26 protein-coding genes are annotated in these 26272 nt (G+C 69.6%); 7 read left to right on the top strand and 19 right to left on the bottom strand.

Annotated elements, in window-relative coordinates; all coding sequences use genetic code 11:
* Positions 1-29 precede the first annotated feature (29 nt).
* Positions 30-329, top strand: a complete 300-nt coding sequence (locus ACTOQ2_RS00425; protein WP_329092600.1) for a DUF3467 domain-containing protein — start codon at positions 30-32, stop codon at positions 327-329.
* A gap of 119 nt (positions 330-448) precedes the next feature.
* On the opposite strand, the gene trpS is transcribed toward ACTOQ2_RS00425, so the two are convergent.
* The 5 genes from trpS to ACTOQ2_RS00400 form a co-directional block, all read right to left on the bottom strand.
* Complete coding sequence (gene trpS / locus ACTOQ2_RS00420) at positions 449-1414, bottom strand: tryptophan--tRNA ligase (protein WP_440097643.1); 966 nt, start codon at positions 1412-1414, stop codon at positions 449-451.
* A 163-nt stretch (positions 1415-1577) separates the two neighbouring features.
* Positions 1578-2642 carry a threonine aldolase family protein gene (locus ACTOQ2_RS00415; protein WP_440097642.1) on the bottom strand — a complete coding sequence of 355 codons (1065 nt, stop codon included), beginning with the start codon at positions 2640-2642 and terminating at the stop codon, positions 1578-1580.
* A complete protein-coding gene (locus ACTOQ2_RS00410; protein WP_440097641.1) occupies positions 2639-3313 on the bottom strand; it encodes an SDR family NAD(P)-dependent oxidoreductase in 675 nt (224 codons plus the stop codon). Before ACTOQ2_RS00410 ends, ACTOQ2_RS00415 begins: the two co-directional genes overlap by 4 nt.
* On the bottom strand, positions 3310-5430 hold the full coding sequence (locus tag ACTOQ2_RS00405; protein ID WP_440097639.1) for a DUF6421 family protein: 2121 nt from the start codon (positions 5428-5430) through the stop codon (positions 3310-3312). Before ACTOQ2_RS00405 ends, ACTOQ2_RS00410 begins: the two co-directional genes overlap by 4 nt.
* 114 nt (positions 5431-5544) lie before the next feature.
* Entirely contained in the window at positions 5545-5769 is a 225-nt protein-coding gene (locus ACTOQ2_RS00400; protein WP_440097638.1) for a hypothetical protein, read from the bottom strand.
* A gap of 284 nt (positions 5770-6053) precedes the next feature.
* Between ACTOQ2_RS00400 and ACTOQ2_RS00395 the strand changes: the two genes are divergently transcribed.
* Both ACTOQ2_RS00395 and ACTOQ2_RS00390 read left to right on the top strand, forming a co-directional pair.
* The gene (locus ACTOQ2_RS00395) at positions 6054-6620 is read left to right on the top strand and encodes a toll/interleukin-1 receptor domain-containing protein (RefSeq protein ID WP_440097637.1); all 567 of its coding nucleotides are present in this window, start codon (positions 6054-6056) and stop codon (positions 6618-6620) included.
* 143 nt (positions 6621-6763) lie between these two features.
* Positions 6764-7378 (top strand): hypothetical protein, encoded by a 615-nt coding sequence (locus ACTOQ2_RS00390; RefSeq protein ID WP_440097636.1) that lies wholly within the window; start codon positions 6764-6766, stop codon positions 7376-7378.
* A 167-nt stretch (positions 7379-7545) separates the two neighbouring features.
* Here the strand turns inward: ACTOQ2_RS00390 and ACTOQ2_RS00385 are convergent, their stop codons facing one another.
* Complete coding sequence (locus ACTOQ2_RS00385) at positions 7546-8349, bottom strand: SDR family NAD(P)-dependent oxidoreductase (RefSeq protein ID WP_440097635.1); 804 nt, start codon at positions 8347-8349, stop codon at positions 7546-7548.
* A 56-nt stretch (positions 8350-8405) separates the two neighbouring features.
* Here ACTOQ2_RS00385 and ACTOQ2_RS00380 point away from each other — a divergent pair, with 56 nt between their 5' ends.
* Together ACTOQ2_RS00380 and ACTOQ2_RS00375 are read left to right on the top strand one after the other, a co-directional pair.
* Entirely contained in the window at positions 8406-9002 is a 597-nt protein-coding gene (locus ACTOQ2_RS00380; protein WP_440065371.1) for a TetR/AcrR family transcriptional regulator, read from the top strand.
* An 881-nt stretch (positions 9003-9883) separates the two neighbouring features.
* Positions 9884-11206 carry a hypothetical protein gene (locus ACTOQ2_RS00375; RefSeq protein ID WP_440097634.1) on the top strand — a complete coding sequence of 441 codons (1323 nt, stop codon included), beginning with the start codon at positions 9884-9886 and terminating at the stop codon, positions 11204-11206.
* Positions 11207-11384: 178 nt separating this feature from the next.
* On the opposite strand, the gene gdhA is transcribed toward ACTOQ2_RS00375, so the two are convergent.
* Positions 11385-12728, bottom strand: coding sequence for an NADP-specific glutamate dehydrogenase (gene gdhA, locus ACTOQ2_RS00370; protein ID WP_440097633.1), 1344 nt, complete (start codon positions 12726-12728; stop codon positions 11385-11387).
* A 205-nt stretch (positions 12729-12933) separates the two neighbouring features.
* Between gdhA and ACTOQ2_RS00365 the strand changes: the two genes are divergently transcribed.
* Entirely contained in the window at positions 12934-13638 is a 705-nt protein-coding gene (locus ACTOQ2_RS00365; protein WP_440097632.1) for a hypothetical protein, read from the top strand.
* Here ACTOQ2_RS00365 and ACTOQ2_RS00360 read toward each other — a convergent pair.
* From ACTOQ2_RS00360 to ACTOQ2_RS00320, 9 genes are all read right to left on the bottom strand, one after another.
* The gene (locus ACTOQ2_RS00360) at positions 13578-14240 is read right to left on the bottom strand and encodes a response regulator (protein WP_440065377.1); all 663 of its coding nucleotides are present in this window, start codon (positions 14238-14240) and stop codon (positions 13578-13580) included. The two genes, ACTOQ2_RS00365 and ACTOQ2_RS00360, sit on opposite strands and share 61 nt — an antisense overlap.
* A gap of 186 nt (positions 14241-14426) precedes the next feature.
* Complete coding sequence (locus ACTOQ2_RS00355) at positions 14427-16010, bottom strand: serine/threonine-protein kinase (protein WP_440097631.1); 1584 nt, start codon at positions 16008-16010, stop codon at positions 14427-14429.
* Positions 16010-17629 (bottom strand): hypothetical protein, encoded by a 1620-nt coding sequence (locus ACTOQ2_RS00350; protein ID WP_440097630.1) that lies wholly within the window; start codon positions 17627-17629, stop codon positions 16010-16012. The genes ACTOQ2_RS00355 and ACTOQ2_RS00350 overlap by 1 nt, the downstream gene beginning before the upstream one ends.
* A 285-nt stretch (positions 17630-17914) precedes the next feature.
* Positions 17915-18499 (bottom strand): Uma2 family endonuclease, encoded by a 585-nt coding sequence (locus ACTOQ2_RS00345; protein WP_440097629.1) that lies wholly within the window; start codon positions 18497-18499, stop codon positions 17915-17917.
* 68 nt (positions 18500-18567) lie between these two features.
* Positions 18568-19224, bottom strand: coding sequence for an adenosylcobinamide amidohydrolase (locus ACTOQ2_RS00340; protein WP_440098067.1), 657 nt, complete (start codon positions 19222-19224; stop codon positions 18568-18570).
* A 91-nt stretch (positions 19225-19315) separates the two neighbouring features.
* Positions 19316-20089, bottom strand: coding sequence for an ABC transporter ATP-binding protein (locus ACTOQ2_RS00335; protein WP_440097628.1), 774 nt, complete (start codon positions 20087-20089; stop codon positions 19316-19318).
* Positions 20090-20222: 133 nt separating this feature from the next.
* Positions 20223-21458, bottom strand: coding sequence for a FecCD family ABC transporter permease (locus tag ACTOQ2_RS00330; RefSeq protein WP_440097627.1), 1236 nt, complete (start codon positions 21456-21458; stop codon positions 20223-20225).
* Between the two features lie 31 nt (positions 21459-21489).
* Positions 21490-22467 carry an ABC transporter substrate-binding protein gene (locus ACTOQ2_RS00325; RefSeq protein WP_440097626.1) on the bottom strand — a complete coding sequence of 326 codons (978 nt, stop codon included), beginning with the start codon at positions 22465-22467 and terminating at the stop codon, positions 21490-21492.
* Between the two features lie 306 nt (positions 22468-22773).
* Positions 22774-23628 carry a Gfo/Idh/MocA family protein gene (locus ACTOQ2_RS00320; RefSeq protein WP_362676871.1) on the bottom strand — a complete coding sequence of 285 codons (855 nt, stop codon included), beginning with the start codon at positions 23626-23628 and terminating at the stop codon, positions 22774-22776.
* A gap of 157 nt (positions 23629-23785) precedes the next feature.
* On the opposite strand from ACTOQ2_RS00320, the gene ACTOQ2_RS00315 reads away from it, so the two are divergent.
* Positions 23786-24367, top strand: a complete 582-nt coding sequence (locus ACTOQ2_RS00315; RefSeq protein ID WP_440097625.1) for a histidine phosphatase family protein — start codon at positions 23786-23788, stop codon at positions 24365-24367.
* Positions 24368-24560: 193 nt separating this feature from the next.
* Here ACTOQ2_RS00315 and ACTOQ2_RS00310 read toward each other — a convergent pair whose 3' ends face one another.
* From ACTOQ2_RS00310 to ACTOQ2_RS00300, 3 genes are all read right to left on the bottom strand, one after another.
* Entirely contained in the window at positions 24561-24764 is a 204-nt protein-coding gene (locus ACTOQ2_RS00310; protein ID WP_350970701.1) for a hypothetical protein, read from the bottom strand.
* Positions 24765-24941: 177 nt separating this feature from the next.
* On the bottom strand, positions 24942-25178 hold the full coding sequence (locus ACTOQ2_RS00305) for a DUF397 domain-containing protein (RefSeq protein ID WP_344749145.1): 237 nt from the start codon (positions 25176-25178) through the stop codon (positions 24942-24944).
* Positions 25179-26039 carry a helix-turn-helix domain-containing protein gene (locus tag ACTOQ2_RS00300; RefSeq protein ID WP_440065473.1) on the bottom strand — a complete coding sequence of 287 codons (861 nt, stop codon included), beginning with the start codon at positions 26037-26039 and terminating at the stop codon, positions 25179-25181.
* Positions 26040-26272: the final 233 nt, after the last annotated feature.

The raw sequence follows: 26272 nt of genomic DNA, 5'->3' as shown, positions 1-26272 counted from the left end.
ATGGAGCCAACCTGGCCGGAGGAAAGAGAATGGTGAACGACGAGCCGGAGAACCGCCTGGAGGTGAGCATCTCCGCCGAGGTGGAAATGGGGCAGTACGCCAATTTTGCCTCTGTGTGGCATACCCAGGATGGTTTTGTCCTGGATTTCGCGGTGATCACCAGGCCGCCCCAGCTGGCCAACGACCCCTCCTCAGGGCAGCACTTCGTGAGCGTGCCGACCCGGATCGTCAGCCGGATCCGCATTCCCCCGAGCCAGGTGTTCGAGCTGATGAAGGCCCTCGAACAGCAGCTGACCGCGTACGAGCACGAGACGGGTCACAAGAACTGAGGCCCGACGCGGGCGCCCCCACGCCGGGCCCTCACGAGAGGCCCCCACAACAGACCCTCACGAGAGGCCTCCACAACAGACCTTCACGACAGGCCTCGTGACAGGCCTCGTGACAGGCCTCACGCCAGGCCGATGGCCTCACGCGCCCCGGCCAGCAACCCGCCGGTGCGCTCGACGGCCAGCGCCGCCCCGCCCTCCAGGAGCCGAGACAGCTCGGCCTGGTCGGCCGACAGCTCGGCGTAGCGCTCCTGGACGGGCCGCAGCGTCTCCACCACCGCCTCGGCCGTGTCCCGTTTGAGCGCGCCGTACGACTCGTACGAGAGCGACTCGACCGGCCGGTCCGAGCAGGCCGCGAGGACGGCGAGCAGGTTGGAGACGCCGGGCTTTCCCGCGGGGTCGTACGCGACCTCGGTTCCGGAGTCGGTCACCGCGCGCATGACCTTGCGCCGCAGGTCGGCGGGCGGGTCGAGCAGGTAGATCGTCCCGGCGGTCGAACCATCCGACTTGCCCATCTTCGAGGTGGGCGCGCTCAGGTCCATCACCCTGGCGGCGACCCGCTGGTGCGTGGCCTCGGGCACGGTGAAGACCTCGCCGTACAGCCGGTTGAACCGCAGGGCCAGGTCCCGGGTCAGCTCCACGTGCTGGCGCTGGTCCTCCCCCACGGGCACGGCGTCCGCCCGGTGCAGCAGGATGTCGGCGGCCATCAGCGCGGGATAGGTGAGCAGCGAGAGCCGCACCTCCTCCTGCCGGGCGGATTTCTCCCTGAACTGGATCATGCGCCGCATCTCGCCGAAGTACGCCGTGCTCTCCAGCAGGTAGGCCAGCTCGGTGTGCGCGGGCACCCGCGACTGGACGTAGACGAGAGAGCGGTCCAGACCGCAGGCGAGCAGCAGGGTCGCGGCCTCGCGGGTGCGGGCACGCAGCCGCTCCGGGTCGTGCTTGATCGTCAGGGCGTGCAGGTCCGCGACGGCGTAGACGCAGTCGGCCTCGTCTTGGAGCCGCACGGCGGGCATGATCGCGCCGAGGAGGTTGCCCAGCGTGAGGCGGCCGGTGGGTTTGAAGGCAGAGAAGACGCGCTTTGTCATGGTCACTCCTGGTGAGAAGAGGACCGCCGCACACCGGTCGTACGGCAACGCGCCCGGAGAAGCGAAAACGACCGCCGGTGAACGGCGGCCGTTTGGTGCGCAGTCGGGACTGGCTAGCGGATCCGCCTTTCGACGGCCCGCCACAGACCCAGACTGTGCTTGCTCATGCCGGTGAGTTTAACTCCTGCGCCACCGCGGCGGCAAAGGCGTCCACGTCGGCCTCGGTGGTGTCGAACGCGGTCATCCAGCGGACCTCGCCGGTGGCCTCGTTCCAGGTGTAGAACCGGAAGCTCTTCTGCAGGCGCTCGGTCACGTCCCCGGGCAGGATCGCGAAGACCGCGTTGGCCTGCACGGGACGCGGGATCTCCACCCCGGGCACGTCCCGCACGGCGTCGGCGAGCCGCAGGGCCATCGCGTTGGCGTTGCGGGCGTTGCGCAGCCACAGGTCGCCCGCGAGCAGCGCCTCGAACTGCACCGAGACGAACCGCATCTTGGAGGCGAGCTGCATGGCGCTCTTGCGCAGGTAGCGCAGGCCGCGCACGGCGTCGGGGTTGAGCACCACGACGGCCTCGCCGAACATCAGGCCGGCCTTGGTACCGCCGAAGGACAGCACGTCCACGCCCACGTCAGTGGTGAACGCGCGCAGCGGCACGTCCAGCGCGGCGGCGGCGTTGGTCGCGCGGGCGCCGTCGAGGTGGACGACCATGCCGAGGTCGTGGGCGTGGTCGCAGATCGCCCCGATCTCCTCCGGCGTGTAGAGCGTGCCCAGCTCGGTGGTCTGGGTGATCGACACCACCCTGGGCTGTGCCCGGTGCTCGTCGCCGAAGCCCCACGCCTGCCTGTCGATCAGCTCGGGCGTGAGCTTGCCGTCCGGGGTGGCGACCGGCAGCAGCTTGAGCCCGGCCGACCGCTCGGGGGCGCCGCCCTCGTCGGTGTGGATGTGCGCCGACTCCGCGCAGACCACCGCCTCCCAGTGGGCGGTCATCGAGCGGAGCGCGACCACGTTGGCTCCGGTGCCGTTGAACATCGGCCACGCCTGCGCGGCGGGGCCGAAGTGCTTCCCGAAGACCTCCTGCAGCGCGGCGGTGTAGACGTCGTCGCCGTACGCGGTCTGGTGGCCCCCGTTGGCGAGCGCGATCGCCTGGAGGATCTCGGGGTGGACCCCGGCGTAGTTGTCGCTGGCGAAGCCCTTCACCAGCGGGTCGTGCCTGCGGATGGCATCCGTCACGCGGTCCTCCCCTCCTCCTTCGCGGCGGCCGTGTCGGCGGTGAGGTCGATCCGGGTGCCGTTGGCGTCGGTGCTCCACAGGGCGTCGATCGCCTCGGCGAGGTCGTCGACGTCGGTGAAGCCGGGGAACGTCCGCTCGGGGTTCGCCGCGCGCATGCCCTCGTGCACGAGCGCCTTCACGACCAGGATGTTCGCGGTGGAGCCGGTGCCCTCCAGGGCGTCGGCGAAGGCCAGGGTCCACGCCTCGGAGGCGGCCTTGGCCGTGCCGTACGCCGCGTTGCCCTGGGTGGGACGCTCGGCCGCCTTCGCGGAGACGATGGCGAACCGGCCGCGCTCGCTCGCCTTGAGCAGCGGCTCGAAGGCGAGGGTGACGTGCTGGAGGGTACGGACCAGCAGGTCGTGCAGGAGCGCCCAGTCGTCCAGCGACGTCTCGGCGAAGGTCTTGGACCCGCGCCAGCCGCCGACCAGGTGCACGATCCCGTCCACCCTGCCGTGCTCGGCCCGCACGTCCGCCGCGAGCCTCGCGACGGCGTCGGCGTCGAGCAGGTCGACCGCGAGGGACCCCTCGGCACCGCTCTTGTCGACGCCGATCACCGTGTGGCCCTCGCCGGTGAACCTGCGGACGACGGCCCGGCCCGCGGGGCCGCCCGCACCGGTGACAAGGATGATCATGCTCGGATGCCCTTCGTGGAGTCGACGACATCGCCGAGCTTACGGCGCAGGGCCTCGTAGAACATGCTCAGGGGGAACTCGTCGGGCAGCACCGCGTCCACCACGGCCTTGGGGAATCCCTCGACGGGCAGGGCGTCGACCCCGCGGGCCCAGACCGAGGCGGGGTTCGGCTCGACGTAGGCGGCGACCAGCTGGTGGGCGGCGAGCCAGTGGGCGAGCTTGGAGCGGTCGATGCCGTCCCGGTAGAGCTTCTCGACCTCGCCCCGCAGGTCCGCGACGCCCTCGGCGAGCCGGTCCCAGTCGACGCTCAGCCGGTTGTCGGTCCACCGGACGACGTCGTTGCGGTGCAGGTACGAGAAGAGCAGCTGCCCGCCCAGGCCGTCGTAGTTGCGGACCCGGTCACCGGTGATCGGGAAGCGGAACAGCCGGTCGAACAGGATCGCCAGCTGGACGTAGCGGGCGTGCGGCACGCCCTCCTTCTCCAGCTTCACGGCCTCGCCGAACGCGGTCAGGTCGCAGCGCAGCTCCTCCAGGGAGTAGAGCCAGTACGGCATCCGCTGCTTGATCATGAAGGGGTCGAACGGCAGGTCGCCGTGGCTGTGGGTGCGGTCGTGGATCAGGTCCCAGAGCACGAAGGTGTCCTGGGCTAGCTCCTGCGACGCGATCAGCCTGGCCGCGTCCGGCGGCAGCGCGAGCTTCAGCGTGGCCGCGGCGGCCCCGCTCACCGCGCGGAACCTCGCGGCCTCCCGGTCGGCGAAGATCCCGCCCCAGGTGAAGCGGGCCGGGGTCTCGCGGACCGCGACGGTCTCGGGGAAGAGCACCGCGGAGTTGGTGTCGTAGCCGGAAGTGAAGTCCTCGAAGGCGATCGGCACGAACATCGGGTTGTCGTAGCCGCTCCGCTCCAGCTCGGCCAGCCACTCGGGCCAGATCGTGCGGATCCACACGGCCTCGAGGTGGCGGAAGGTGGTGCCGTTCTGGGTGTACATCGGGAAGACGACCAGGTGCTCCAGCCCGTCCACCCGCTGGGTGTCGGGGTGGAAGGCGTCGAGCGCGTCGAGGAAGTCGGGAACGCCCAGCCCCTGGTCGGCCCACTTGCGGAGGTCGGCGACGACGGCGGCCAGGTAGGCGGCGTCGTGCGGGAAGCGCGGCGCGAGGCGCTCGACGTGCCCGGCGATCTCGGAGACCAGCTCGGCGGCCCGCGGCCTGTCGCCCTCCTCCGGGACCGAGCCGTCCTTGACCTGCAGCGGCCTGAGCGCCTCGACGGCGTCCTTGAGCTTCTGGAACTCGGCGCGGGCCTCGGCGTCTCCGACGGTCGCGTCTCCGGTGGCCCGGATCTTGGCGGCGGGGACGCGGGCGGCCCAGGTGACGAGGTTGCCCCAGAGCGCGGCGTGGTCGTAGTCGCCGATCGAGTCGTCACCGAACAGGTCGGAGTCGGCGACCACCACGACGCGGCCCTCGCCGTGCCGTACGGCCACCGCCAGCGGGCGGTTCGCGGGGGTCGCGGTGGGCGAGGTGGTGAACAGGACGGCCGCGTGGTCGGGGACGGTGAGCACGCCCGACCGGTAGAAGCAGGCGCGACGGGCCCCGGCGAGCAGGTCCTGCCCGTTCTCCGGAGCGTTCTGGGTGGTGCCCGGAACGTTCTGGGGGGTGCCCAGGACCCAGGAGGCCACGCCGTTGTGGGCGTTCCCGGGGTCCCGGACGAGGGTGTGCTCGACGCCCACGCCGAAGCGCGCGAGCAGCTCTGTGAGGTTGCTGCCGTATTTCTCCTGCTCGTACTCGGCCAGCACGACCAGCCCGCCGCCGTCGCGGACGTACTCCTCGATCGCGTCGAGCTCCTCGACGGGCAGGACCGGGCTGCCCAGCCCGGTGGTGTGTTCCCAGCGGTCACCGGAAGGGTGCGCGATCACCAGCACGTCCCGCGCGCTCAGCAGGCCCGGGGTGAGCGGCCCCTCGACGTGCGCGTCAACGGAGTGCCCCAGCCCGCGCAACAGCCCAGCCGCGCGGGCGTAGCTGCTGTCGTCGGGATGGCCGGGATTCATCGTCTCGGCCACATCCCGCCGGATGGTCCACGACTCGCTGTGTGCCTCGTCGAACAGTACGCGCGGGAAAGCTGACACGATAAATCCTCCTTCAGATCAGAGTGGGTAACGGAAAATATACACAATCTATGCCCGTTTTGACGCATCCCTTATGGATCGAGGAGGTTAAAGATCGAGGTCCCGCAGGCGGGGTCAGGCGAAGGACCGGTCGAGCCTGCCGACGACGGTGTCGACGGCCTCGGCACTCAGATGTTCGGTGAGGAGGCGCCTGAGCCCTGCCTTACCGAGGATCGCGCGCCGCCGTCCGAGCCGGATCAGGTCGATGGTGATCTTGGATGCCTGAAGTCCGATGCGAACGGACAGGCCGCGCGTGACGAAAACCACAGCCTCGGCGGCCCCGCCCGTCTCGGTGCGCAACGCACCGATCCGACTGTGGCCACGAGCCGTGCCCGGTCCGGTCGCCGAGTTCCTCGTTGACGGCCAGGGATCGGCGGTGGCGCTCCAGCCCCCGCTCGCACTCGCCCGTGTCCAGGTCGGCCTGGACGTGCACGATGAAGCCGTCGTACGTCTCCGCCGCCGGTTCGCTCACAGACCCCCACGGACTTAATGCCGGCGTGCTCCTCCGTTTACGGATAGACGGACAGTCGGGCATTCACCGCTACTCCCGACCATGGAAATGTTTCGCGCCATAGCCTGATCGCATGGACATCGCGGATCTGGCGGTCGCCGTGATCGGTGCTGTGGCGGGCATCGCGGGCGCCTACTTCGCCTGGGTTTCCGTAAGAAAGAAATCCCCCGGAAAGCGCGCCTCCCGCACCCCGGTCTCCCCGGCGTCCTCCCCCGGAAGCGGTGGCACAATGACGACTTACGACGTATTTGTCTCCTATTCGCACGACGACGCCGACATCGTCACCGACCTGGCCGAGCGGCTGGAGCGGCGCGGCATCCGGGTGGCCTACGACAAGGTTCTCGTCCAGCCCGGTTCGATCATCTTCCACGAGGTGGAGGAGGCGATCAGGAAATCGGCGCACGGGCTGCTCGTCTTCAGCCCCGCGTCGATGGCGAGCGGCCCGGTGATGAACGAGTACTACGTGTTGCTCCAGCGGTCCATGTACGACGGGCAGCTGCTCATACCGGTCATCGTGGAGGACGTGGAGCTTCCAGAGTTCGTCAAGATCCGTTTCTACAGCGATCTGCGCGGCGTCTCCGACGCGGTCTTCGACCGGCGGGTGGACGAGATCGCGAAAGCCGTCCGGAGGGCGCCGTGAGCGACGCGTACATCTCCCACGCCCCGCAGGACGAGCCGTGGACCCACCACGGGGGCAATCCCCTTCACGGAGAGTGTCGAGGCAACCACAAAGGGTACAAAGAGGGCGAAAGGTGACGCCGTAACCGTCATCCAGGGGGGAAGATGCCTGTACGGAGTGCCCGATCCGTTGCCGTCCCGGCAGCGGCACTGCTGGCCGTGACACTGATCGGCGGCTGCGGCGGCGACAGGCCGGCCGCGGTGAGACCCGAGGCCGTCGTGGTCGCGACATCGCCGCCCGTGGCCGTTCCGCCCGCCGCCGACCTCCCCGCGACGGATACCGCCCAGGAGTACACCGAGGACGAGTGCCCGGTCGGCGCCAACACCAAGAGGTTCGCCAAGACCCGCTTCGCGCTGCACGCGGGTCTCGCGCTGGGAGCCTTCTACCGCTACATCTACAAACCGTTGCGGAGCGGTGGGTTCAAGGCCGGAGCGGAGAAGCGGAAGCGGACCTTCGCGAAGGCCGCCCTGGCCGGGCTCTTCACCGTTCACGAGCTGAAGGTCGCCAGGCGCTTCGCCCTGGCCAACCCGACAATGTGCAAGGGCGTCAAAGCGGTCACCGACAGCTTCAGCAACCTGACCGACAAGTTGAAGAACGGCACCGCCACCGAGGCCGACCTCGAGGCCGGCAGGAAATCCTTCGACAGCCTGCGGCAGAACGCCGTGAAGAACGGCTACGACTTCAAGGAGAAGACCGCCATCGTCCCCGGCGCGGGCTGAGCGCACGTCCGACCGGCAGGCCCCGGAGCACGGGGCCTGCCGCGACCGACCGGCCGCCCGGCACACCGCCGACCAGAAGCCCTGCCGCGACCGCCCACCCGACCAACAGGCCAACAGGCCAACCGGCCGCCCGGCCGCCCGGCACAGCGCCGAGCGTCCTGAGACGATCATCCGGAGAACGGTGCCACCATCGCGCGTACGGCCTTCTCGAACCTCAGCGCCTGGTCGCGGTCGACGGTGAACGCGATGGGCCTGCCCCTGCGGTAGGCGGCGAGCGGCCCGGCCGGGGGTCGGTCGACGAGCGCGGCGATCGGCGGCACGGCCCTGGCCACCGGCTGGGCGAACAACGCCGACATCACCCGCACGAGACCGCGTACCGGCTGGCGGAAGGGTTCGAACAGCCCGGTCGCCACGAACAGCGGGTTGTAGAGCACGTAGCTCGTCCGCTCGCCGCTGTAGGTCGAGGCCAGCAACTCTCCGGCCCTGGCGCCCTGCATCGTCGCGGTGAAGGGCCGGTAGTCCCTGGTGAACTGCAGGTCGTCCCAGTGGATCCGTCCCGCGCGGATGCCCCCGACGCCGCACAGGTTGACGATCACGGGTGCCGGCGCCCTCTCCAGGGATTCGCGCAGGCCCTCGGCCATCAGCCAACGGCTGATCACGGACAGGGCGAAGGTGTGCTCGAACCCCTCCTCGGTCTCGACCCTCGCCAGGTTGTACCTGAAGGCGCCGAGCACCAGCGCGTCGATCACCGGGTGCTCGTCGCGGAGCCGCTCGATCAGGTCGCGGGTCTGCCGGAGGGAGCTGAGGTCGGCCTGGACGAAGCGCGCCGCGGGCACGTCCTCGAGCAGGCGCCGGCCGCCCGCCTCGCCGCTGCCCACGGCGATGACCAGGTCGCCCCGCTCGGCGTGGTGCCGGGCGAGGGCCTTGCCGATGCCGCTCGTGCCGCCGGTGATCACTATGGTCCGCCGCATAAGTTGAGACCTTCCTCAAGTTGAGATTGACCTCAACTTACGCGAGGATTCCCGATATGCGCAAGGACGCCCTCCACAACCGCGAGCGCCTCCTCCTGGCGGCCAGGCGGCTCTTCGCCGACCGGGGGCTCGACGTGCCGCTCGAGGAGATCGCGCGTGCGGCGGGGGTGAGCATCGGGACGCTGTACAACCGCTTCCCCACGCGCGCCGAGCTGGTGGCGGCGGTGTTCGAGGACCGGGTGGCGACGGTCGCCGACCTGGCCACGCGCTCGCTCGCGATGGACGACGCGTGGGAGGGGTTCGTCGCGTTCATCACCGGCGTGTGCGAGCTGCAGGCCGCCGACCTCGGCTACAACGATCTCGCCGTACGCGGCGCCACGGCCGACACCGGCACGGGGTACGCGCTGATGCGGCGGATCATCGAGCGCGCCCAGGAGTCCGGCGACCTGCGAGACGACGTCGCGCTCGACGACATGGCGTTCGTGATCTGGGGGGTCGCGGCGACCGTGCGCGCGACGTTCCGCGTCGCTCCCGGCGTCTGGCGGCGGCATCTCGCCCTCACCCTCGACGGCCTGCGCGCCGGCGCGGCCCATCCCCTGCCCGTCCCGCCCATGTCACCGTCGCAGACGCGTGCCGCGATGGGCGAGTGCTGAGGGAGGTCTCTCTCGCGACAGCCGGCGAGCAGGACCGTCCGGCGCGGAGAAGAGCGGGATGTTGCCGCCGTGGCCTCCACAGTCACCGTTTCCACGTTCGTCGCTACAAACGATCATGATGCCGGTGGCCGTTCCCGTGCCCACGAGGGCCCCACGGGTCATGTCCCCCGGAAATCCTGACCTACAGCCGCCGTATCAAATCGTCACTTTCCGGATATTTCATACCTCCGGCCTGGCGAACGGCACTCAGCCGTCGGCAGTCGTACCCCTTCGTGACATCCGCCCTTCAACTTCGGATGCCTAAACTTTGCCGGTGATCAGTAACAAAATAGGGACTCGTTGCGATACCGGACCGAAACAGATGTTGCTTATCTTCGCCTAGACCGATGATTCCTAGGCAAAGACGTGAGGCGGTCATCGCCCGAATACATTCAGGACACGTCTCTTCGGATGAGATTCGAGGCTCGTAAAAGCCGGCGGCACCCAGCCACCGGTTTCCGGCCCGACCCACCCGAACCCCGTTGACCTGGGCCGGGGTTCGGCAGTCGGACCAGCGGTTACCGGCCTCGCTCAACCTGTCGTCACCGCCGCTCACAGAGCCGGTCGGACACGGGGCGGGACCCAAACTCATACGAACTCCATTCCTGGCTGAGTTTCACGACTCAGTGACAAGGATCACATTCAGAACCGGTGTGGCCAGTCAAATCATGCTCACCGGCATACCGCCGAAGATCACTCCTGAAGTGGTGCTCGGAATTCCCGGAAACCTGCCATGGGAATCCACGGGTTCACGGCACGGTAAAGTACTGGAGGAAAATCCTTTGTTGGCATGTTTCAAGAAATTGACGTCCGCGCTGGTCGCGGTGCTGTTTGTCCTCCTGATGACAGATACGGCACACGCCGACTTCAATCCCATCGGCACCGAACCCGATGTCCCTTACGTCCAACCGGCGGACGCGGGCATTCCCAAGCGAGGCTGCGCCACCACGCTGTCCGACCCCAAGAACGCCGCGGGAAGTGTCCCGGCGGTCCAGGTGATCTATGCCTGGCACGAGGAGTCCGGGAACCGCTACGACGACTTCGTCGAGAAGATCGCCAAGATCGTCGACCGGGTGGACTGGTCACTGGACGAGTCCACGAACTACGACCAGCATGTCAGCCTGAGCTGCCGGACCGGCTACGACACCGGCGGCTACGCGGGCTACGCACGCGCCCTCGTGGTACCGGAGAAGATCGAGAACGGGGTGATCGGCGGCGAGACCGCCGCGGACGTCATCGAGGACGATCTGGCGGCGGCGGGTTACGACCACACCAACCGTACCTACATGGTGTTCGAGGACTTCGACGGGACGGCGCAGGCCTTCTGCGAAGTCCTCTGCGTCGCGGCGACCGACGAGTGGGACAGCGCGACCATGCTGCACGAGTTCATCCACCTGTTCGACGTCGACCACGCCAAGGTCACCGAGACGGTCCTCCATGAGGACGCCGACGTCATGTCCACCCAGTGGCACACCTGGCAGGTGGACCAGGAGTTCAACAACTACTACGACCCGAGCGAGACCACGGCCACGTTCTACACGAGCGCCTATCCGCACCCTCGCAAGGCCAACCTCGCCACCTGGTCGATGCTCACCCCGCCGGTCTGCTGCGACGTGGGGTACAGCAACGACCTGCTGACCGCGCAGGAACGCACGATCGAGGCGGACGCGCCCTATGGGTACCCCACGGGCTTCACCTTCTCCGGCGGCGGATGGCTGCAGGTCACTCCCCCCGGAACGGACAGCCAGGTGTCGGCCCGCTACTACGACGGCCGGCGGTCCCTGACCGTGAACGTCCAGTCGTGGGCCGAGGGGATCGTGTCGGTCGCTCGCAAGCCCCAGGTGACCCCGGGGCAACGGTACAAGTTCTTCGTCCGGCTGACGACCGCCACCTCCGGCGACGTCAAGCTGCGGCTCTCCTGGTACAACGCGTCGAACGCGCTGATCTCGAACAGTGACAGCTCGCTCTACGCCCTGACCTCTGATTGGGCGGAGCACAACGTCTCGGCGATCGCACCGGCCGGCGCGGCCACCGTGCAACTCTCGGTGGTGAGCCCGAACGGCCAGTCCTTCGCCTACGTGGTGGACGGCCTCCAACTCAACCGTTGTGACAACACGCGGACCGCCGACGGATGCCGATTGGACAGCGGCCTGCCCACCCCCTGACAAGGACCCCGGCGTCGATTCGCCCTGTCCCGTTCGTCGGATCGATCAGATGAGGCGTACTGGTGATCTTGGGGCGTCCGGCTCTTCCCCGCGTGATCCGCGATCCACCGGTGCCGACGACCGGCGCCCTCGCTGGTTGGCCGACGACCGGCGAGGGCGCCGGTCGTCGGCGGACACCTCAGATCAGGCCGAGGGCGAGCATCGCGTCGGCGACGCGCTTGAAGCCGTCGATGTTGGCCCCGGCCACGTAGTTGCCCGGCATGCCGTACTCTGCGGCGCTCTGCAGGCAGCGGCCGTGGATGTCCTTCATGATCTCCTGAAGGCGGTGCTCGGAGAACTCGAAGGTCCAGGAGTCGCGGCTGGCGTTCTGCTGCATCTCCAGCGCGCTGGTGGCCACGCCGCCCGCGTTGGCGGCCTTGCCCGGGCCGAAGGCGACACCCGCCTCCTGGAAGATCCGGATGCCCTCCGGCGTGGTGGGCATGTTGGCGCCCTCGCCGACCGCGACACACCCGCCGCGCACCAGGTATTCGGCGTCCCTGCCGGTGATCTCGTTCTGGGTGGCCGACGGCATCGCCACCTCGCATGGCACCTCCCAGATGCTCCGCCCCGGCACGAAGGACACGACGCCGCCGCGACGCTCGGCGTAGACGTCCATCCGCAGGCGCTCGACCTGCTTGATCTGCTTGAGCAGGTCGAGGTCGATGCCCTTGTCGTCGACGACGTACCCCGAGGAGTCGGAACAGGCGACCACGGTGCCGCCGAGCTGCTGCATCTTCTCGATCGCGTAGACGGCGACGTTGCCCGAGCCGGAGACGACGACGCGCTTGCCCTCGAAGGAGGTGCCGCGCGCCTTCAGCATCTCGTCGACGAAGAACGCGCAGCCGTACCCGGTCGCCTCGGTGCGGACCTGGGCACCGCCGTAGCCGATCCCCTTACCGGTGATCACCGCGGACTCGTACCGGTTGGTGATGCGCTTGTACTGGCCGAACAGGTAGCCGACCTCGCGCTGGCCGACGCCGATGTCCCCGGCGGGGACGTCGGTGTACTCGCCGATGTGCCGGTAGAGCTCGGTCATGAAGCTCTGGCAGAAGCGCATGACCTCGCGCTGGGAGCGGCCCTTGGGGTCGAAGTCCGAGCCGCCCTTGCCCCCGCCGATCGGCAGGCCGGTCAGGCCGTTCTTGAAGATCTGCTCGAAGCCGAGGAACTTGACGATGCCCAGGTAGACGGAGGGATGAAAACGCAGTCCGCCCTTGTAGGGCCCGAGCGCGCTGTTGAACTCGACCCGGAAGCCGCGGTTGATGTGCACCTCGCCCTGGTCGTCCTCCCACGGCACCCGGAAGATGATCTGCCGCTCCGGCTCGCAGATTCGCTCGATGATCTTGGATTCGGCGTACTCGGGGTGCTTGCCGAGGACCGGTCCGATGCTCTCCAGCACCTCGCGGACGGCCTGGTGGAACTCGGCCTCCCCCGGGTTGCGGCGCAGGACGCTGTCATAGATCGAATTCAGTTTCTCGTGCAACATCACGCGTCTTTCCGGTCGTGGGTTCACGAACTGCGATCCGGGCCTTCGAGGCGCGCAACTCACATCCTTGATCGACCCATGCTGAGACCTTCTTACCCCAGCAGGGGGATCCCAGATCAACCCCGCGGTTGACGACTGCGCGGGGGCCCTACCCCTACCTTCCTGGCTGACAGACCGTCACAGTCCCGCACAGGCAGGGAGAACCATGTTCAAGGACTCAGCCGACTTCCGGCGCGTCGCCTCCGGCGTGTTACTGATAGCCGCCCCGCTGCTCCAGCTCGTCGCCCTCCTCGTCGACCCCGGAACCTGGGGCGACGAGCGCGAGGCGGTCAGCTACGGCGCCAACCCCGTGCTGTCCCAGGTGCAGTCGGTGCTCTACCACTGGTCCTACCTGCTGGCGGGCCTGTCGGTCTTCGGCCTGCTGCACGTGATGCGCCGCCGTACCGTGGTCTTCGGGCACCTCGCGGGCACCCTGACCATCCTCGGCTACGTCAACGGATCGGCCCTGCTGATGACCGACCCGGTGGAGTGGTGGCTCGGGCGGCACCACACCCCCGCGGAGAGCGAGAGGATCCTCGGCGAGATGCTGGACCTGCCCGGCGTCGTCTTCGGCTTCCAGATGCCGTGGCTGTTCTTCGCGATCTTCGGCCTGCCGGTCCTGCTGATCGGGGTCTGGCGGGCCGGGTTCGCGCACTGGGCGGTGCCGCTCGTCGCCGTGCTGTCCTCCGCCGGCTCGATGGTGACCGAGTACGGGCCCTTGACGGTGCCGTTCTGGGCCGCGACAGCGGGCGCGGTCGGCTGGGTCGGGGTGAGGATGCTCCGGATGAGCCGCGAGGAGTGGATCTCGTATTACCCGACGGCCGCTCCCGGCCGGACCACACCCGACTCGTACGCGAACACCACCGCCTGAGCCCGGTCGCGCAGGTGGAGCTTCATCAGCACCCGCGCCACGTGAGTCTTGACCGTGGCCTCACCGACGAAGAGCTTCCCCGCGATCTCGGCGTTGGTCAGGCCGCGCGCCAGGGAGCGCAGCACCTCCAGCTCGCGCGGGGTGAGGTCGGCCAGCTGCGGCGGGGGCGCCGGGTCGTGGCGTCCGGCGAAGGAGGCGATGACGCGGGTGGTGACGGCCGGGTCGAGCAGGGCGTCCCCGGCCACGACGACCCGGATGGCCTCCACGAGCTGCTCGGGCGGCGAGACCTTGAGCAGGAACCCGCTGGTCCCGGCTCGGAGCGCGGCGTAGAGGTTCTCGTCGGTGTCGAAGGTCGTCAGCATCACGACCTTCGGCGGGTCCGGCTGGCCCAGCAGCTGCCTGGCGGCGGTGAGGCCGTCCATCCGCGGCATCGAGATGTCCATCAGCACGATGTCGGGCCTGGTGCGGCGGACCACGGCGAGGGCCTCGACCCCGTCGGGGGCCTCACCGACCACCTCCAGCCCGGGCTCGCTCTCCACGACGAGTTTCAGCCCGGCGCGGACCATCGCCTGGTCGTCGGCGATCACGACGCGGATGTTCACTGCTCCTCCTTGTCAGGCGGCTGGACACCTCGTTCCGGGGCCGGGCGACCGGCGACCCGCACCCGCGGGGGACGGAGAAGGGGGAAGGAGAACCGCCATGCGGGGAGACTAAAGCCTGGTGACCGTCTTGCCCATAGGACAAAACGCCCGGACAAGCCGCTCACAAGTGGGACACAAGTCAGCGGGTCAGGACGCCGGGAACGAGACACTCCGCACGAACCGGTTGGCGACCGCGTCGTCACACCTGCCGGAGGAGCAGAAGTAGATCAGGAGGGCGGGCTCGTCCTGCCGTTCGACGACCCAGCCGGTGAACTCGAGCTGGCCGCCGCGCTGCGGGTCGGCGATCGTCCCCTGCAGGCGCGAGGCGTTTCGCCCGCCCACGCTCACCTGGACAACCTGGGAGAAGACGCTGACCGTCCCGGGAAGCGAGGACTGCAGCGTCTCCTGCAGCTGCTTGGCGCCGCTGAACGGGTCGAGGGTGTCGAGCGTCTGCGCGTAGAAGCCGGCGGCGTCCTGGGGGGCGTCCTTGATGATCTCGTTCGCCGCGGCCCAGTCGGCGGTGACGGGCGTGGCGAACAGCGCGCGGAACTGCTCCACCTTCGGCGAGGCCGCCACGAACACGTCGGCGTGCGGCTCAAGGGTCCAGGTCCCGGGGTACTGGAAGGCGACCGGCACCGCGGGCGAGCCCTCGTACGCCACCCAGGTGTCGTCGCCGCGCAGGAACGTCGCGAGCACCGCCACCAGCGCGACGATCGCCGTGATCGCCACGGCCGCGCCGATGAGGATGCCCTTCCCGCCGGCCGCGGGCTTCTTCTTCGGCGCCTTCCGCGTGCCGGACGCCTCGGTCGTCTCGGACGTCCTGGACGCCGTCTGTGCCGTCGGCGCGTAGGGAGCCTGCACGAGCTGGTACGGCTGGCCGGCGCCGCCGATCGCGTCGCGCAGGTCGGCGATGAACTGGCCGCAGGTGTCGTAGCGCTGCTCGGGCGACTTGGCCAGGGCCCGCATCATGACGCCGTCGACCTCGAGCGGCAGCTCGGGACGGAGCGTGGTGAGCGGCGTGGGGGTCTCGGCGAGATGCGCCCAGAGCAGGGCGATCTCGTTGTCACGCTGGAAGGGCAGCCGCCCGGACAGCGCCTCGTAGACCACGCAGGCCAGGCCGTACTGGTCGCAGCGGCCGTCGATGTGCTCCTTGTTGATCTGCTCGGGCGACATGTATCGGGGGGTGCCGATGAACTGGTTGGTCTGGGTCAGCCCGGAGATCGAGGTGCGGTGCTTGGTGATGCCGAAGTCGGTGAGATAGGCGTGGTCGCCCTCGGTGTGGGCGGCGATCAGGATGTTGGCGGGCTTGACGTCGCGGTGGACCAGGTCGTGGGCGTGCGCGGTGTCGAGCGCGGCGGCCACCTGGGCGAAGATCCGGCTGACCTGGCTGACCGGCATCGGCCCCCGGTCGTAGAAGAGCTTGCGCAGGTCGGGGCCGTCGACGTAACGCATCGCGATGTAGAGGGTGCCGTCGTCGGCGCTGTCGGCCTCGTAGATGGGGATGATGTTGGGGTGGTCGATGCTCGCGACCGTGCGCGACTCCAGCACGAAGCGCTGGCGGAACCGGTCGTCCTCACCGAGAAGCGGATTGAGGATCTTCAGCGCCACCCGGCGGTTGAGCCTGGAGTCGATCGCGAGATAGACGACGGCCATGCCGCCCTTGCCGATGATGTCCTCGATCTGGTAGCCGGCCACTTCCCGGCCGATCAGCGCCCTGTCGTTCACGGACATCACGTCTTGGTCGGCTGGCCGCAGTAGGCGCAGAAGCTGTGGGCGGGGCCCAGCCGCATCCCGCAGCCCGTGCAGTATCTCTGCACCACCGTGTCGCCGGGTTTCGTTCCCGGCCCCGTGGCGGCCCCCGGCCCCGTGTCGTGGCCGGGAGCCTTGTTGTGACCCGGATCGCGTGCCACCAGCACCGGCTGGCCGGGTGTGGAGGAGATCTTGGGCAGCGCCGGGAAGGAGCGGCCGACGACGACCGTGGAGTCGGCCTGCTCGTCGAAAGCCGGTCGCGGTGGTGTCGGTATCGGTATCGGTGGCGAGGTCGGGACCGGGGGCCGGGTCTGCGCGGTCGGACTCGGCTCGGGCTCGGGGTCGTCGGGGTCCTGCGATCCGCGACGCCAGAGCAGGATCGCGGTGGTCAGCACGGCGAGCACCAGCAGGGCGCCGCCGACGAGGAACGGCCACAGGGGCGGGCCCCCCCGGGGCAGGCCGGTGGAGGCGGCCGCCCTCTTGGTGGCCTCGTCCTCGGCGGTGCCGCGCTTGGCCTGCGACGTCTTCAGGTGCGCGGCCGCCACGGTGTGGCCCGGGTAGAGCTCGAGCACGCGCTGGAAGGCGGGGACGGCGTCGCCGTAGTAGTGGGTGTGGAAGCGGGTCAGCGCCTGCTCGAAGGCGGCGTCGATCGGGCCTCTGGCGGGCGCGACGTCCGCCTCGGCCAGGGCCTTGGTGATCTCGCGGATGCCGATCATCCGGGCGTCCTTGCCGCCGCCGAGCAGCAGGCCGACGATCTCGCCCTTCTTGTCCTCGATCACCGGGCCGCCGAGCAGGCCCTTGTCGACCAGGGCGCCCAGTTTCTCCGGCTCGTTGACCTTGTTCTCCGGGTCCTTGAACTCCCGGCCGCCCTCTCCGGCGCCGCCCGCCCGCAGGTGGGCGATGTCGACGGTCTCCGGCAGGTTCGCGGCGGGCCGCCCGGTGAACCCCGCGACCGCCACCGGCGACCCCTCCTTGGCGGGCACCGCGGCGGCGAGCGGGGCGGTGGGCAGGCCCGCGCTCCCGTCGGCGCGGCCGACGGGCCTCAGCACCGCGGGGCTGTCGGGCCTGTCACCGGTACGGGCGATCTCGGCCTTGAACCCCTCCTTGTCGGCGGAGGAGATGTTGGGGAAGACCGTGATCTCGGTGGTGACGTCGATGATGCAGGTGGCGGTGGGCTGCTTGGGCGGGTAGCACTTCTGCAGGTGGTGGTTGAGCTGGTCGTCCTTGAGCTTGTGCCGCTCGAAGTCCTCGGGGATCTTGACCTTGTGGTGCGCGGCGAAGATCTTGTTGGCGGCGTAGATCCGGACGTCACGGTCGGTCTCGACCACCCGGGTGAGGGTGACCATGCCACCCTCGGGGTTGATCACGGTGCCGGTGCCGCTGCCGATCGGCACCTCGTAGGAACGCTCCACGTGAACCAGCTCGCCGATGTGGTCGAGCAACGTGATGTCGACCTTCGCCGTCGCCTCGATCCTGACCACCGCGGGGGTCACCAGGTCGGTGATTCCACTGGGGTGCTCGTGAGCCAGGGCGGGGGTCACCCCGGCGATCACCAAGGAGAGCCCGCCGAACACCACCAGCGCCGAACCGAACCGCCGCATCGCCACTCCCTACAGGGGATAGGACCAGGGTCGCAAACGAGGGTGAATAAGTGAACCGTCCAGCCCCGAGGGCTTGACTTTCTTTTCCGCCATCACCAGTGAAAGGCCATGAGCAGGGCATCGCCACCCCGTCTTGACCATCCCGTTTTACGGCCTATCGTCACGCCCACGCCCCGTCGCGGACAGTTACGCAAAGTCTAATCCTGAGCGGACCCCCGGCGCGACAACGTATACCGTACGAAGATCGGTCCGCAGGAGAAGTCCGCCCTCTCGGACTCGGTCCTCTCAGCTTCGGGGACGCAGCAGCACGGCGGGATCGAAGGAGACCTCGAACGGGGCGAGCAGGTTCGCCACCTCTCCGGCCTCGTGCTTCTCCGCCGCCTTGTACTCGTCACCGGCGAGCTCGTGAACGTGGACGGACGGCCCCTCGGACAGCTCGATCCGCCAGTAGGCGGGGATCCCCGCCGCCGCGTAGGCGGCCCTCTTGAGGTGGCGGTCTCGCGCCTGGGTGCTCGGGCTGACCATCTCGACGGCCAGGAGGATGTCGCGTGGTGCGAACATCAGCTCTGTTTTGTCGATGGCCTCCGTCGGCACCACGACGAGGTCGGGGATGAAGAAGTCGCGCCTGCTCACCCGGAGGTTGACGTCCGGCAGCGGCTCGAACTCCGGCGGCGCGGCGTCTTCGAGGATTCGCGCGAGACGCAAGATCGAACGCTGGTGCAGGGGAATAGGAGAGGGACTCACCAGTAGGCTCCCGTTGAAGAGCTCGTAGCGGTTCCCGTCGTCGGGAAACGTGAGCAGGTCGTCGACAGTGAACGGCGGCTCTCCGTGGAGAACCGTCCGCCTGGTCGTCGGCTCCGTCGTCGCCATCGCGGTCACCTGCTCAGTATCGGGAGTCTCGCCCTCGCCCACATGCTACTTCCCGCAATCTCCCTACTTTAAGTAGCCGATGCGTCACGGTTCGACCATCGGTGGGCGCCCTGGAGGACGGCGGTGTGGACGGCGCGGGCGATGCGGGCGCCCCAGGTGGAGCGGGGGCCGCCGAAGAGTTCCTCGGGGCCTCCGGGAACACGGTCGGGGGCGGCCACGCAGACGGCGTCGGAGGCGGTGCCGGTGCAGGGGAAACCGGCCTCCAGCAGTGCCTGGGTCTTGGCCTCGGTCACCGTCATGACCGCGTTGACCAGGGCGGCGTCGCTCATGGCGACCGGTACGGCGACCGCGATGTTGACCGTTCCCGGCAGGAACATGGGGGCCAGCTCGGGGTCGGCGGCGCCTTCCGGGGCGGCGGCCCAGGTGGGGACGCGCAGGCCGACGGTCGCCACGACCTCCGCTCCCCCGTCGCGGGCCCGGGTGAAGTGGTCGACCGAGGCCGCGGTGAGCATGCCGACCCCCGGGCCCTGCGGGGCCAGCTCCAGCAGGTGGTCCACCGGGTCCATCCGCGAGTATCCGGCGACCACCTGCGCGTTGAGCATCCAGGCGGCCGGGCCGATGCCGCCGCCGACCATGGCCGAGGAGATCGCCCGCCAGCCGGGGCCGAACTCCCACAGCAGCGCGGCCAGCCGGGCGCCGTCCTCCTCGCGGTGGCTCAGCCTCAGGGACGCTCCGTGTGGCCCCCGGCTCCGCCCGTCGACGTCCGGGCGGACCTCGAACCCGCTCACGAACGCCTCCGAGTCGTCACGGTCCCGCTCAAGGGCGCTCCAGGTGGACCTCGGGCCTGCCGCCGGGACCGGCCGCGACGCGGACACGGGCGTCGAAGTGCTCACCGATCAGCTCCCCGGTGAGCACCTCGGCCGGGGTGCCGGAGGCGGCCACCCGGCCGCCCGAGAGCAACATCATCGAATCGGCGTACTGACCCGCGAGGCTCAGGTCGTGCAGGGTCGTGACCACGGTCAGCCCGTCGGCCAGCCGGAGCCGGTCCACGAGTTCCAGCACCTGCTGCTGGTGCCCCAGGTCGAGGGCCGTGGTGGGCTCGTCGAGCAGGAGCACCGGGGCCTGCTGGGCCAGCGCCCTGGCGAGCACGACGCGCTGGCGCTCGCCGCCGGACAGGTGGGCGAGCGGGCGGGCGGCGAGGGAGGACAGGTCCAGCCGCTCCAGCACCGACCCGGTCACCTCGCGGTCGTGGCGGCTCTCGCGGCCCAGGTAGGGGATGTACGGGGTGCGGCCGAGCAGGGCGTAGTCGAACACGGTCATGTCGGCCGGCAGCGCCGGGGACTGCGGGGCGCAGGCCAGCAGCCTGGCCCGCTCCCTGGGCTTGAGCCGCCTGAGCGGCACGTCGTCGACGAGCACTTCGCCCTCGAAGGGCAGCACTCCCGCCAGGGCGCGCAGCAGCGTGGACTTGCCCGCGCCGTTGGCGCCGATGACGGCGAGCCAGTCGCCGTCCCGTACGTCGAGGCCGACGCCGGACAGCACCGCGCGCCGGTCCAGCACGACCGACAGGTCCCTCACCACGAGGTGGCTCACCGGTCTCCCCTCCGCTTCTCCGCTTCACGCGACTTCTCCCCGCGCGACTTCTCCTCGCGCGGCGCGCGGGTCCCGATGGCGCGCTCACCGTACGGGCGGGCCGGCGCCCTCCCCCCGCCGCTCGCGCGGGGCGTCACGTCTCCACCCGGCGGGTCACGCGCAGCACGGCCACGAAGAACGGCGCGCCGACGAAGGCGGTCACCACCCCGATGGGCAGCTCGGCGGGGGCGAGCACGGTCCTGGCGACCAGGTCGGCGAGGATCAGGAAGGCGGCCCCGCCGATCAGCGAGATCGGCAGCACGATCCGGTACGACGCCCCGGCCAGGCGGCGGACCACGTGCGGCACGACGAGGCCGACGAAGCCGATCAGCCCGCTGACCGCGACGGCCGCCGCGGTGGCCAGCGAGGCGGCGAGCAGGACGACGAGGCGGACGCGGGCGGCGTTCAGGCCGAGGGTGACCGCCTCGTCGTCGCCGACCGAGAGCACGTCGAGGAGCCTGCCGTGCAGCAGTATGACCACCACCGAGACGGCGGCGTACGGGGCGACGAGCGTGACCTGGGCCCAGCCTCCGCCGACGTCGCCGAGGATCCAGGCGTAGATGCGCTGGAGTTCCTCCACCCTGAGCTGCTGCAGGAACGTCTGGATCGCGGTGAGGAAGGACGTGACCGCGACGCCCGCGAGGACCAGCGTGGCGGTGCCGCCGCCCCGGCCCGCCGCGCTACCCAGCGCGTAGGCGAGCAGCACGCCGCCGACGGCCCCGGCGAAGGCCGCGGCCGGAATGCCGATCGCCTCGATGTCGCCGCCGGTGAAGACGATCGCCGCCGTGGTCGTCAGACCCGCGCCCGCGGCGGCTCCCAGCAGGTAGGGGTCCGCGAGCGGGTTGCGGAAGACGCCCTGGTACCCGGCTCCGGCGACGGCCAGCAGGCCGCCGACGATCGCGGCGAGCAGGACCCGGGGCAGCCGCAGCTCGGTCAGCAGGCCCAGCTCGACCGGGGCCAGCCCCGAGTCCACCGAGACGAACGGCAGCCAGTCGAGCAGCTGGAGCATCACGCCGCGCGGCGCGATGCCCGCCGCGCCGACCAGCAGCCCGGCGAACATGCTCGCCAGGAGCACGACCACGGCCGAGAGCGTCACCAGCGGGCTCAGCCGTGCCGCCTGCCTGCCCTGGCCACCGGCCTCCCAGACCGCACCGGTGCCGGTGTCCGTGCCGGTGCCTTTGCCGGTGCCGGAGTCCGTACCGGTACCGGAGCCCGTGCCGATGCCTCTGCCGGTGTCCGTGCCGAGGGACGACGACCCGGAGGCCGCGTCGCCGGGACTCACCGGGTGCCCGGGGCGGACGCCTCGTCCTTCGGGGCGGGGAGAGAGCATTTCTCGTTTCTTCTTGTCTTCTTGACGCCGGTCAGCCTGCCGCCACCTTCTGGACGGCGTCGCCGATCTGCCTGGCGAGGTCGACGACGCGCGGCCCCCAGCGGGAGGCGACGTCGTCGTCGAGAAGGACCACCTGGTCGTTCTTGACGGCGGAGAGCTTGGACCAGCCGGGACGCTTGGCGAGGGTGTCCCTGGACTGGCCGCAGCACTTGGTGTCGGCCAGGAAGACGAGGTCGGGGTCGGCCTTGGCGACGAACTCGGCGGAGAGCTTGGGGTAGCCACCGGCCGCGTCGGGAGCCTCGTCGGCGATGTTGGTCATGCCGAACAGCCCGTAGATCTGTCCGATGAAGGTGGTGGAGGTGGCCGAATAGGGAGTGGTGTCCAGCTCGTGGTAGTAGGCGAGCTTCGCGTTCTTCGGCGCGGCGGCGGTGATCTCGTCGAGCTGCTTCCTCATCCCGGCGACGAGCTCGGCGGCCCTGTCGCCGTTGCCGGTGGCGGCGCCGAGATCGGTGATCTGGTCGTAGGCCTCGTCGAGCTTGGTGGCGGCGGGCTCCAGCAGCACGGGGACGCCGACCTTGCCCAGCGCGGCCACGACGCTGTCGGCGTCGTTGGCGACCACGACCAGGTCGGGCTTCCTGGCGATGATCGCCTCCACGTTCGGCTTGAAGCCGGACAGGTCGCTCTTCGGCGCCTCGGCGGGATGGTTGGACTGGTCGTCCACCGCCACGACCTGGGGTCCGGCGCCGATCGCGAACAGGCTCTCGGTGGCGGTGGGCGAGAGCGAGACGATCCGCTCCGGCCTCCTGGCGACGGCGACGGGGCCGTTACCCGCCTCGACGGTGACGGGGAATCCCGCCGCCGAGGGGGTGGCCGCCACGCTCGCGGAGGTGGCGGGGGGTGAGGCGGGGGTGCTCTGGCCGCATCCGGCGAGGGTCAGCGCGGCGAGCAGGGCACCGGCGAGGGCGGCGGGGGCAGCAAGGGCAGCGGGGGCGCTGCGTACGGGCCTCACACGAGGTCCTTTCAGTTGCCGGAACCGAGGGACCCAAAGGAGACGGGTCACCCTTTTCCACGAGGGTCGTCGTCGACGCGGCGGAGGCGACCTGGCTCGACCCCGGGGGGGGCCATGACAGTTGCGGGACAGCGCCGGGCTCACACCGGACTTCGCTCACGCTGCGCGTCAGACGAACGGTATCAATCCCCCCGGAGGTCCCCCCAGGGTCCCCGGTGTCAGGGGGTGCTCGGCCGTGTCCTGCGGCGAACCGTCCTCGACCCGAGCCGCTCCTCGACCCGAGCCGCTCCTCAGCCGAGCCGCTCCTCAGCCGAGCTGCTCCTCGGCGGCGGCGATGATCTCCTGCAGGCGCAGGCCGTGCGCGGCGTCCAGCGGGTGGCCGCCACCGCGCCGTACGGTCAGCGCGAACTCGGCGAGCATGAGGGAGAAGACGTCGGAGCCCAACCGGGTGCCGTCCAGGGACTCCCTGCCGAGACGCCCGTAGATCTCGACGTCGGAGGGCGGGTTCTCCCCCGGCACGCTCATGCACAGCGACGCCTCGCTGACCGCGCCGGTCTCATGCTCCAGCAGCAGGCCGACCCAGCCCAGCGGGTTACCGTGCGCCCGGACCCCGACGACCCTGCCGAGCGCCACGTCCAGCATGTCGATCATGTGCGGGCCGACGTCGAGGATCGCGCCGCGCTCCAGCCGCCAGGAGGTGGCGAAGGCTCCGCCGAGCATCGCCCCTGAGATGTTGGCCGCCCTCCCGCCGAACGGCTCGATGGCCGAGACCCTGGCCAGGAAGGCACGGGTGGCGGGCGAGTAACGCCAGGTGAGGACCATCTGCGAGGCCACGCCCGCCTCGGCGACCGCCTCGGCCAGCCGCCGGGCTCCGTCCAGGTCGGCGGCGAGCGGTTTCTCCAGCAGCAGCGCCTTGCCCGCCTTGGCGGCACGCACCCCCAGCTCGGCCTGGACCGCGGGCGGCACCGAGAACGCGACCGCCTCGCAGTTGTCGAAGAGTTCCTCGATCCGCTCGAAGACCGGGGCGCCGAACCTGGCCGCGGCCTCGGGACGACGGGCCCACACGCCCGCCAGACGCGTGTTCGGACCAGCCGCCAGCATCGGCGCGTGCACCATCTCGGCCCACGGTCCGGCGCCTACCAGACCCACAGATAACGTCACCGATCCAGTTTCGCACGCTCTCCCACCGTGATCGTGTGCCCCGGAGGGTGTTCCACGCCCAGCCGCCGGCGCGCCACCGACACGCCACCGGTAGGCCACCGATATGCCACCGGCGGGTCACCGGCGAGCCATCCGTACCGGCATGATGGGAACCACGATGAACCAGATGACTCTGCTGCGGCACGGCGAGACCGAGTGGAGCCGGGACGGCCGGCACACCGGGCTCACCGACCTGCCGCTGACCGCCAAGGGCGAGGACCAGGCGCGGGCGCTGGCCCCGCTGGTCGCGGGCCGGGCGTTCGACCTGGCCCTGGTGAGCCCGGCCAGGCGCGCGAGGGACACCGCCGAACTGGCCGGGATCGGAAACCCCGAGACCGAGCCCGACCTGTGGGAATGGGACTACGGCGGCTACGAGGGCGTCACCACCGCCACGATCCGCGAGAGCCGTCCCGGCTGGTATCTGTGGCGCGACGGTGTCGTCCCCGGCGACTCCGGCCATCCCGGAGAGAGCGCGGAGCAGGTCGGCGCCCGCGCCGACCGGGTGATCGCCCGCGCCAGGGCGGTGGAGGGGGACGTGGTCGTGGTCGCCCACGGGCACTACCTGCGGGTGCTGTGCGCCCGCTGGCTCGGACTGCCCCCGCAGGACGGGCGTCTCTTCCGTCTGGACACGGGGACCTACTCCCGGCTGGGCTTCGAGCACGGCGAGCCGGTGGTCCTCGCCTGGAACGCCCCCGTCTGACCCCGGAAGGGCCGGGGCGCGACCGGAGCCGGGCAGGGCGCCGCGAGGAGAGCCCCGCGCCCCGGGCCCGCGAGAAACCTCCCGGCCCTCGCGTCCCGGCCGGGCGCGATCACACCGTACGACGGGAAGGTCTCGTTCGGGCGCCTCGCGTCCCTGCCGGGCGCGATCACGCCGTACGGAGGGAAGACCTCGTTCAGGCGGCGAGCTCGACGGGCTGGGGGCCCCGGCCGGTCAGCCATTCGAGGACCTTGCGATGCCCGTGGCAGGCGTCCTCGAAGTGACCCCAACGCCAGTAACGCGGCTGGTCGCGCACTCCGGTGACCCATGTGCGGTAGGACACCGGAGTGGGCGTACCCTCCCCGGTCGCCGCCGAGGCGACGCCGTAAGTGCGGATCACGACGCGCCCGCCTGGTGCGAACAACACGTCGTCGGCAACCGGATACAAGGTCATCTGGTCGAGCACGGTTTGAGCCCCCAATCACTGTGATCTCAAACTCTTCCGTGCCGATCCACTCCCCCGGTTACGTCACAGGCGCGCCACGGTTAACCTGGCGGCCCTGATGTAAAAACGGTGTTACACCGTTAAACCGTCGAACTCCCCATCCTTCACCCCGAGCACCAGGGCGCGAATCTCATCTCGCGTGTAGATCAGGGCAGGCCCCTCGGGGAAACGCGAATTACGGACCGCGATGCTGCCATCCGACAGTTCGGCCAGTTCGACGCAGTTACCCGTCGAGTTGCTGTAGCGGCTCTTGCGCCAGCTGGCCCCGGCAAGGTCAGTGGCGGGCATGCCGTTGTAGGTCTGCTTCATTTACATCTCTCTGAGAAGGTCGCCGAGGATCTCGGCGGTGCCCCCGGGCGTGGTGCTTTCCACGCACAACTGCTCCATGGCCGTGAGGTATGGATCGATATCCTCACGTTTATCCAGGTAGAGGGCACCCCAGAGCTGCTCGACATAGACGACGTCCGACAGGTCGGACTCGGGAAACCGCAAGATGCTGAACGCACCACCCTCGGCCGCGTGCATGCCGAATCGGAAGGGCATCACCTGAAGGGTGATGTTGGGGAGCGAGGACACTTCCAGCAGGTGCTGGAGTTGTTCACGCATGATCTCCTTGCCTCCGATGGGACGCCTCAGGGCCGCCTCGTCGATAACCGCCCACAACCGGGGGCCGTCTTTCTTCGTCAGGCGATCCTGCCGCTGCATGCGCATATGCACACGACGCTCGATCTCCGCCTCCGGCACGTCCGGGTAGCCCAGCCGGATCACGGTGTGCGCGTAGGCGGACGTCTGCAGCAGGCCGGGAATGAACTGCACCTCGTAGGTGCGGATCATGTTCGTCGCCTCCTCCAGCCCCACGTAGGTGGTGAACCAGTGCGGCAACAGGTCGCCGTACTTGTGCCACCAGCCCGGGGTGTTCGCCTCGCGGACCATCTCCAGCAGGCCGCGCCGTTCTGCGTCGTCGAGCACGCCGTACAGGGTGAGCAGGTCTTCCACGTCACGTGTCTTGAAACCGACGCGGCCGAGTTCCATGCGGCTGATCTTGGACTCGGAGGCACGGATGTGAAATCCCGCGGCCTCACGGGTGAGCCCCTTCTCCTCACGCAGCCGGCGCAGGCTCGCTCCGAGCATGATTCGCCGAACAGTGGAACCGGTACCGGGCGGATCCATGGACACGTGGTGCTCCTCGCTCGCTTTCCTGATCGACAGTCTGTCACTTCGTGACCTAAGAATCCTCGGCCACGACCAAGATCCCCTTTCGTCCGTAATCACCCAATCATGGGTAACGGTAGCGGTTGCACAGACCTTATGCACGTGCATTCGCTCTTGCACCTGCACGGGAGTTTGCAGCATGATGACGGCTGTGCAGTCCGCCCAAACCGCGCCCCCCCGAGCGTCAACGT

The organism is Streptosporangium sp. H16 (genome assembly GCF_051918855.1).
Classification (GTDB): domain Bacteria; phylum Actinomycetota; class Actinomycetes; order Streptosporangiales; family Streptosporangiaceae; genus Streptosporangium.
This window is presented reverse-complemented; position numbering and strand designations above follow the sequence as displayed.

What these genes read in the sequence shown, in the direction of transcription:
- ACTOQ2_RS00375 (WP_440097634.1), top strand. Translation starts at nt 9,884, where the DNA reads ATGACAGATACGGCACACGCCGACTTCAATCCCATCGGCACCGAACCC.
- ACTOQ2_RS00345 (WP_440097629.1), bottom strand. Translation starts at nt 18,499, where the DNA reads ATGGCGACGACGGAGCCGACGACCAGGCGGACGGTTCTCCACGGAGAG.
- ACTOQ2_RS00305 (WP_344749145.1), bottom strand. Translation starts at nt 25,178, where the DNA reads ATGAAGCAGACCTACAACGGCATGCCCGCCACTGACCTTGCCGGGGCC.
- ACTOQ2_RS00395 (WP_440097637.1), top strand. Translation starts at nt 6,054, where the DNA reads ATGGACATCGCGGATCTGGCGGTCGCCGTGATCGGTGCTGTGGCGGGC.
- ACTOQ2_RS00330 (WP_440097627.1), bottom strand. Translation starts at nt 21,458, where the DNA reads ATGCTCTCTCCCCGCCCCGAAGGACGAGGCGTCCGCCCCGGGCACCCG.
- ACTOQ2_RS00355 (WP_440097631.1), bottom strand. Translation starts at nt 16,010, where the DNA reads ATGTCCGTGAACGACAGGGCGCTGATCGGCCGGGAAGTGGCCGGCTAC.
- ACTOQ2_RS00410 (WP_440097641.1), bottom strand. Translation starts at nt 3,313, where the DNA reads ATGATCATCCTTGTCACCGGTGCGGGCGGCCCCGCGGGCCGGGCCGTC.
- ACTOQ2_RS00315 (WP_440097625.1), top strand. Translation starts at nt 23,786, where the DNA reads ATGAACCAGATGACTCTGCTGCGGCACGGCGAGACCGAGTGGAGCCGG.
- ACTOQ2_RS00390 (WP_440097636.1), top strand. Translation starts at nt 6,764, where the DNA reads ATGCCTGTACGGAGTGCCCGATCCGTTGCCGTCCCGGCAGCGGCACTG.
- ACTOQ2_RS00365 (WP_440097632.1), top strand. Translation starts at nt 12,934, where the DNA reads ATGTTCAAGGACTCAGCCGACTTCCGGCGCGTCGCCTCCGGCGTGTTA.
- gdhA (WP_440097633.1), bottom strand. Translation starts at nt 12,728, where the DNA reads ATGTTGCACGAGAAACTGAATTCGATCTATGACAGCGTCCTGCGCCGC.
- trpS (WP_440097643.1), bottom strand. Translation starts at nt 1,414, where the DNA reads ATGACAAAGCGCGTCTTCTCTGCCTTCAAACCCACCGGCCGCCTCACG.
- ACTOQ2_RS00300 (WP_440065473.1), bottom strand. Translation starts at nt 26,039, where the DNA reads ATGGATCCGCCCGGTACCGGTTCCACTGTTCGGCGAATCATGCTCGGA.
- ACTOQ2_RS00425 (WP_329092600.1), top strand. Translation starts at nt 30, where the DNA reads ATGGTGAACGACGAGCCGGAGAACCGCCTGGAGGTGAGCATCTCCGCC.
- ACTOQ2_RS00350 (WP_440097630.1), bottom strand. Translation starts at nt 17,629, where the DNA reads ATGCGGCGGTTCGGTTCGGCGCTGGTGGTGTTCGGCGGGCTCTCCTTG.
- ACTOQ2_RS00380 (WP_440065371.1), top strand. Translation starts at nt 8,406, where the DNA reads ATGCGCAAGGACGCCCTCCACAACCGCGAGCGCCTCCTCCTGGCGGCC.
- ACTOQ2_RS00385 (WP_440097635.1), bottom strand. Translation starts at nt 8,349, where the DNA reads ATGCGGCGGACCATAGTGATCACCGGCGGCACGAGCGGCATCGGCAAG.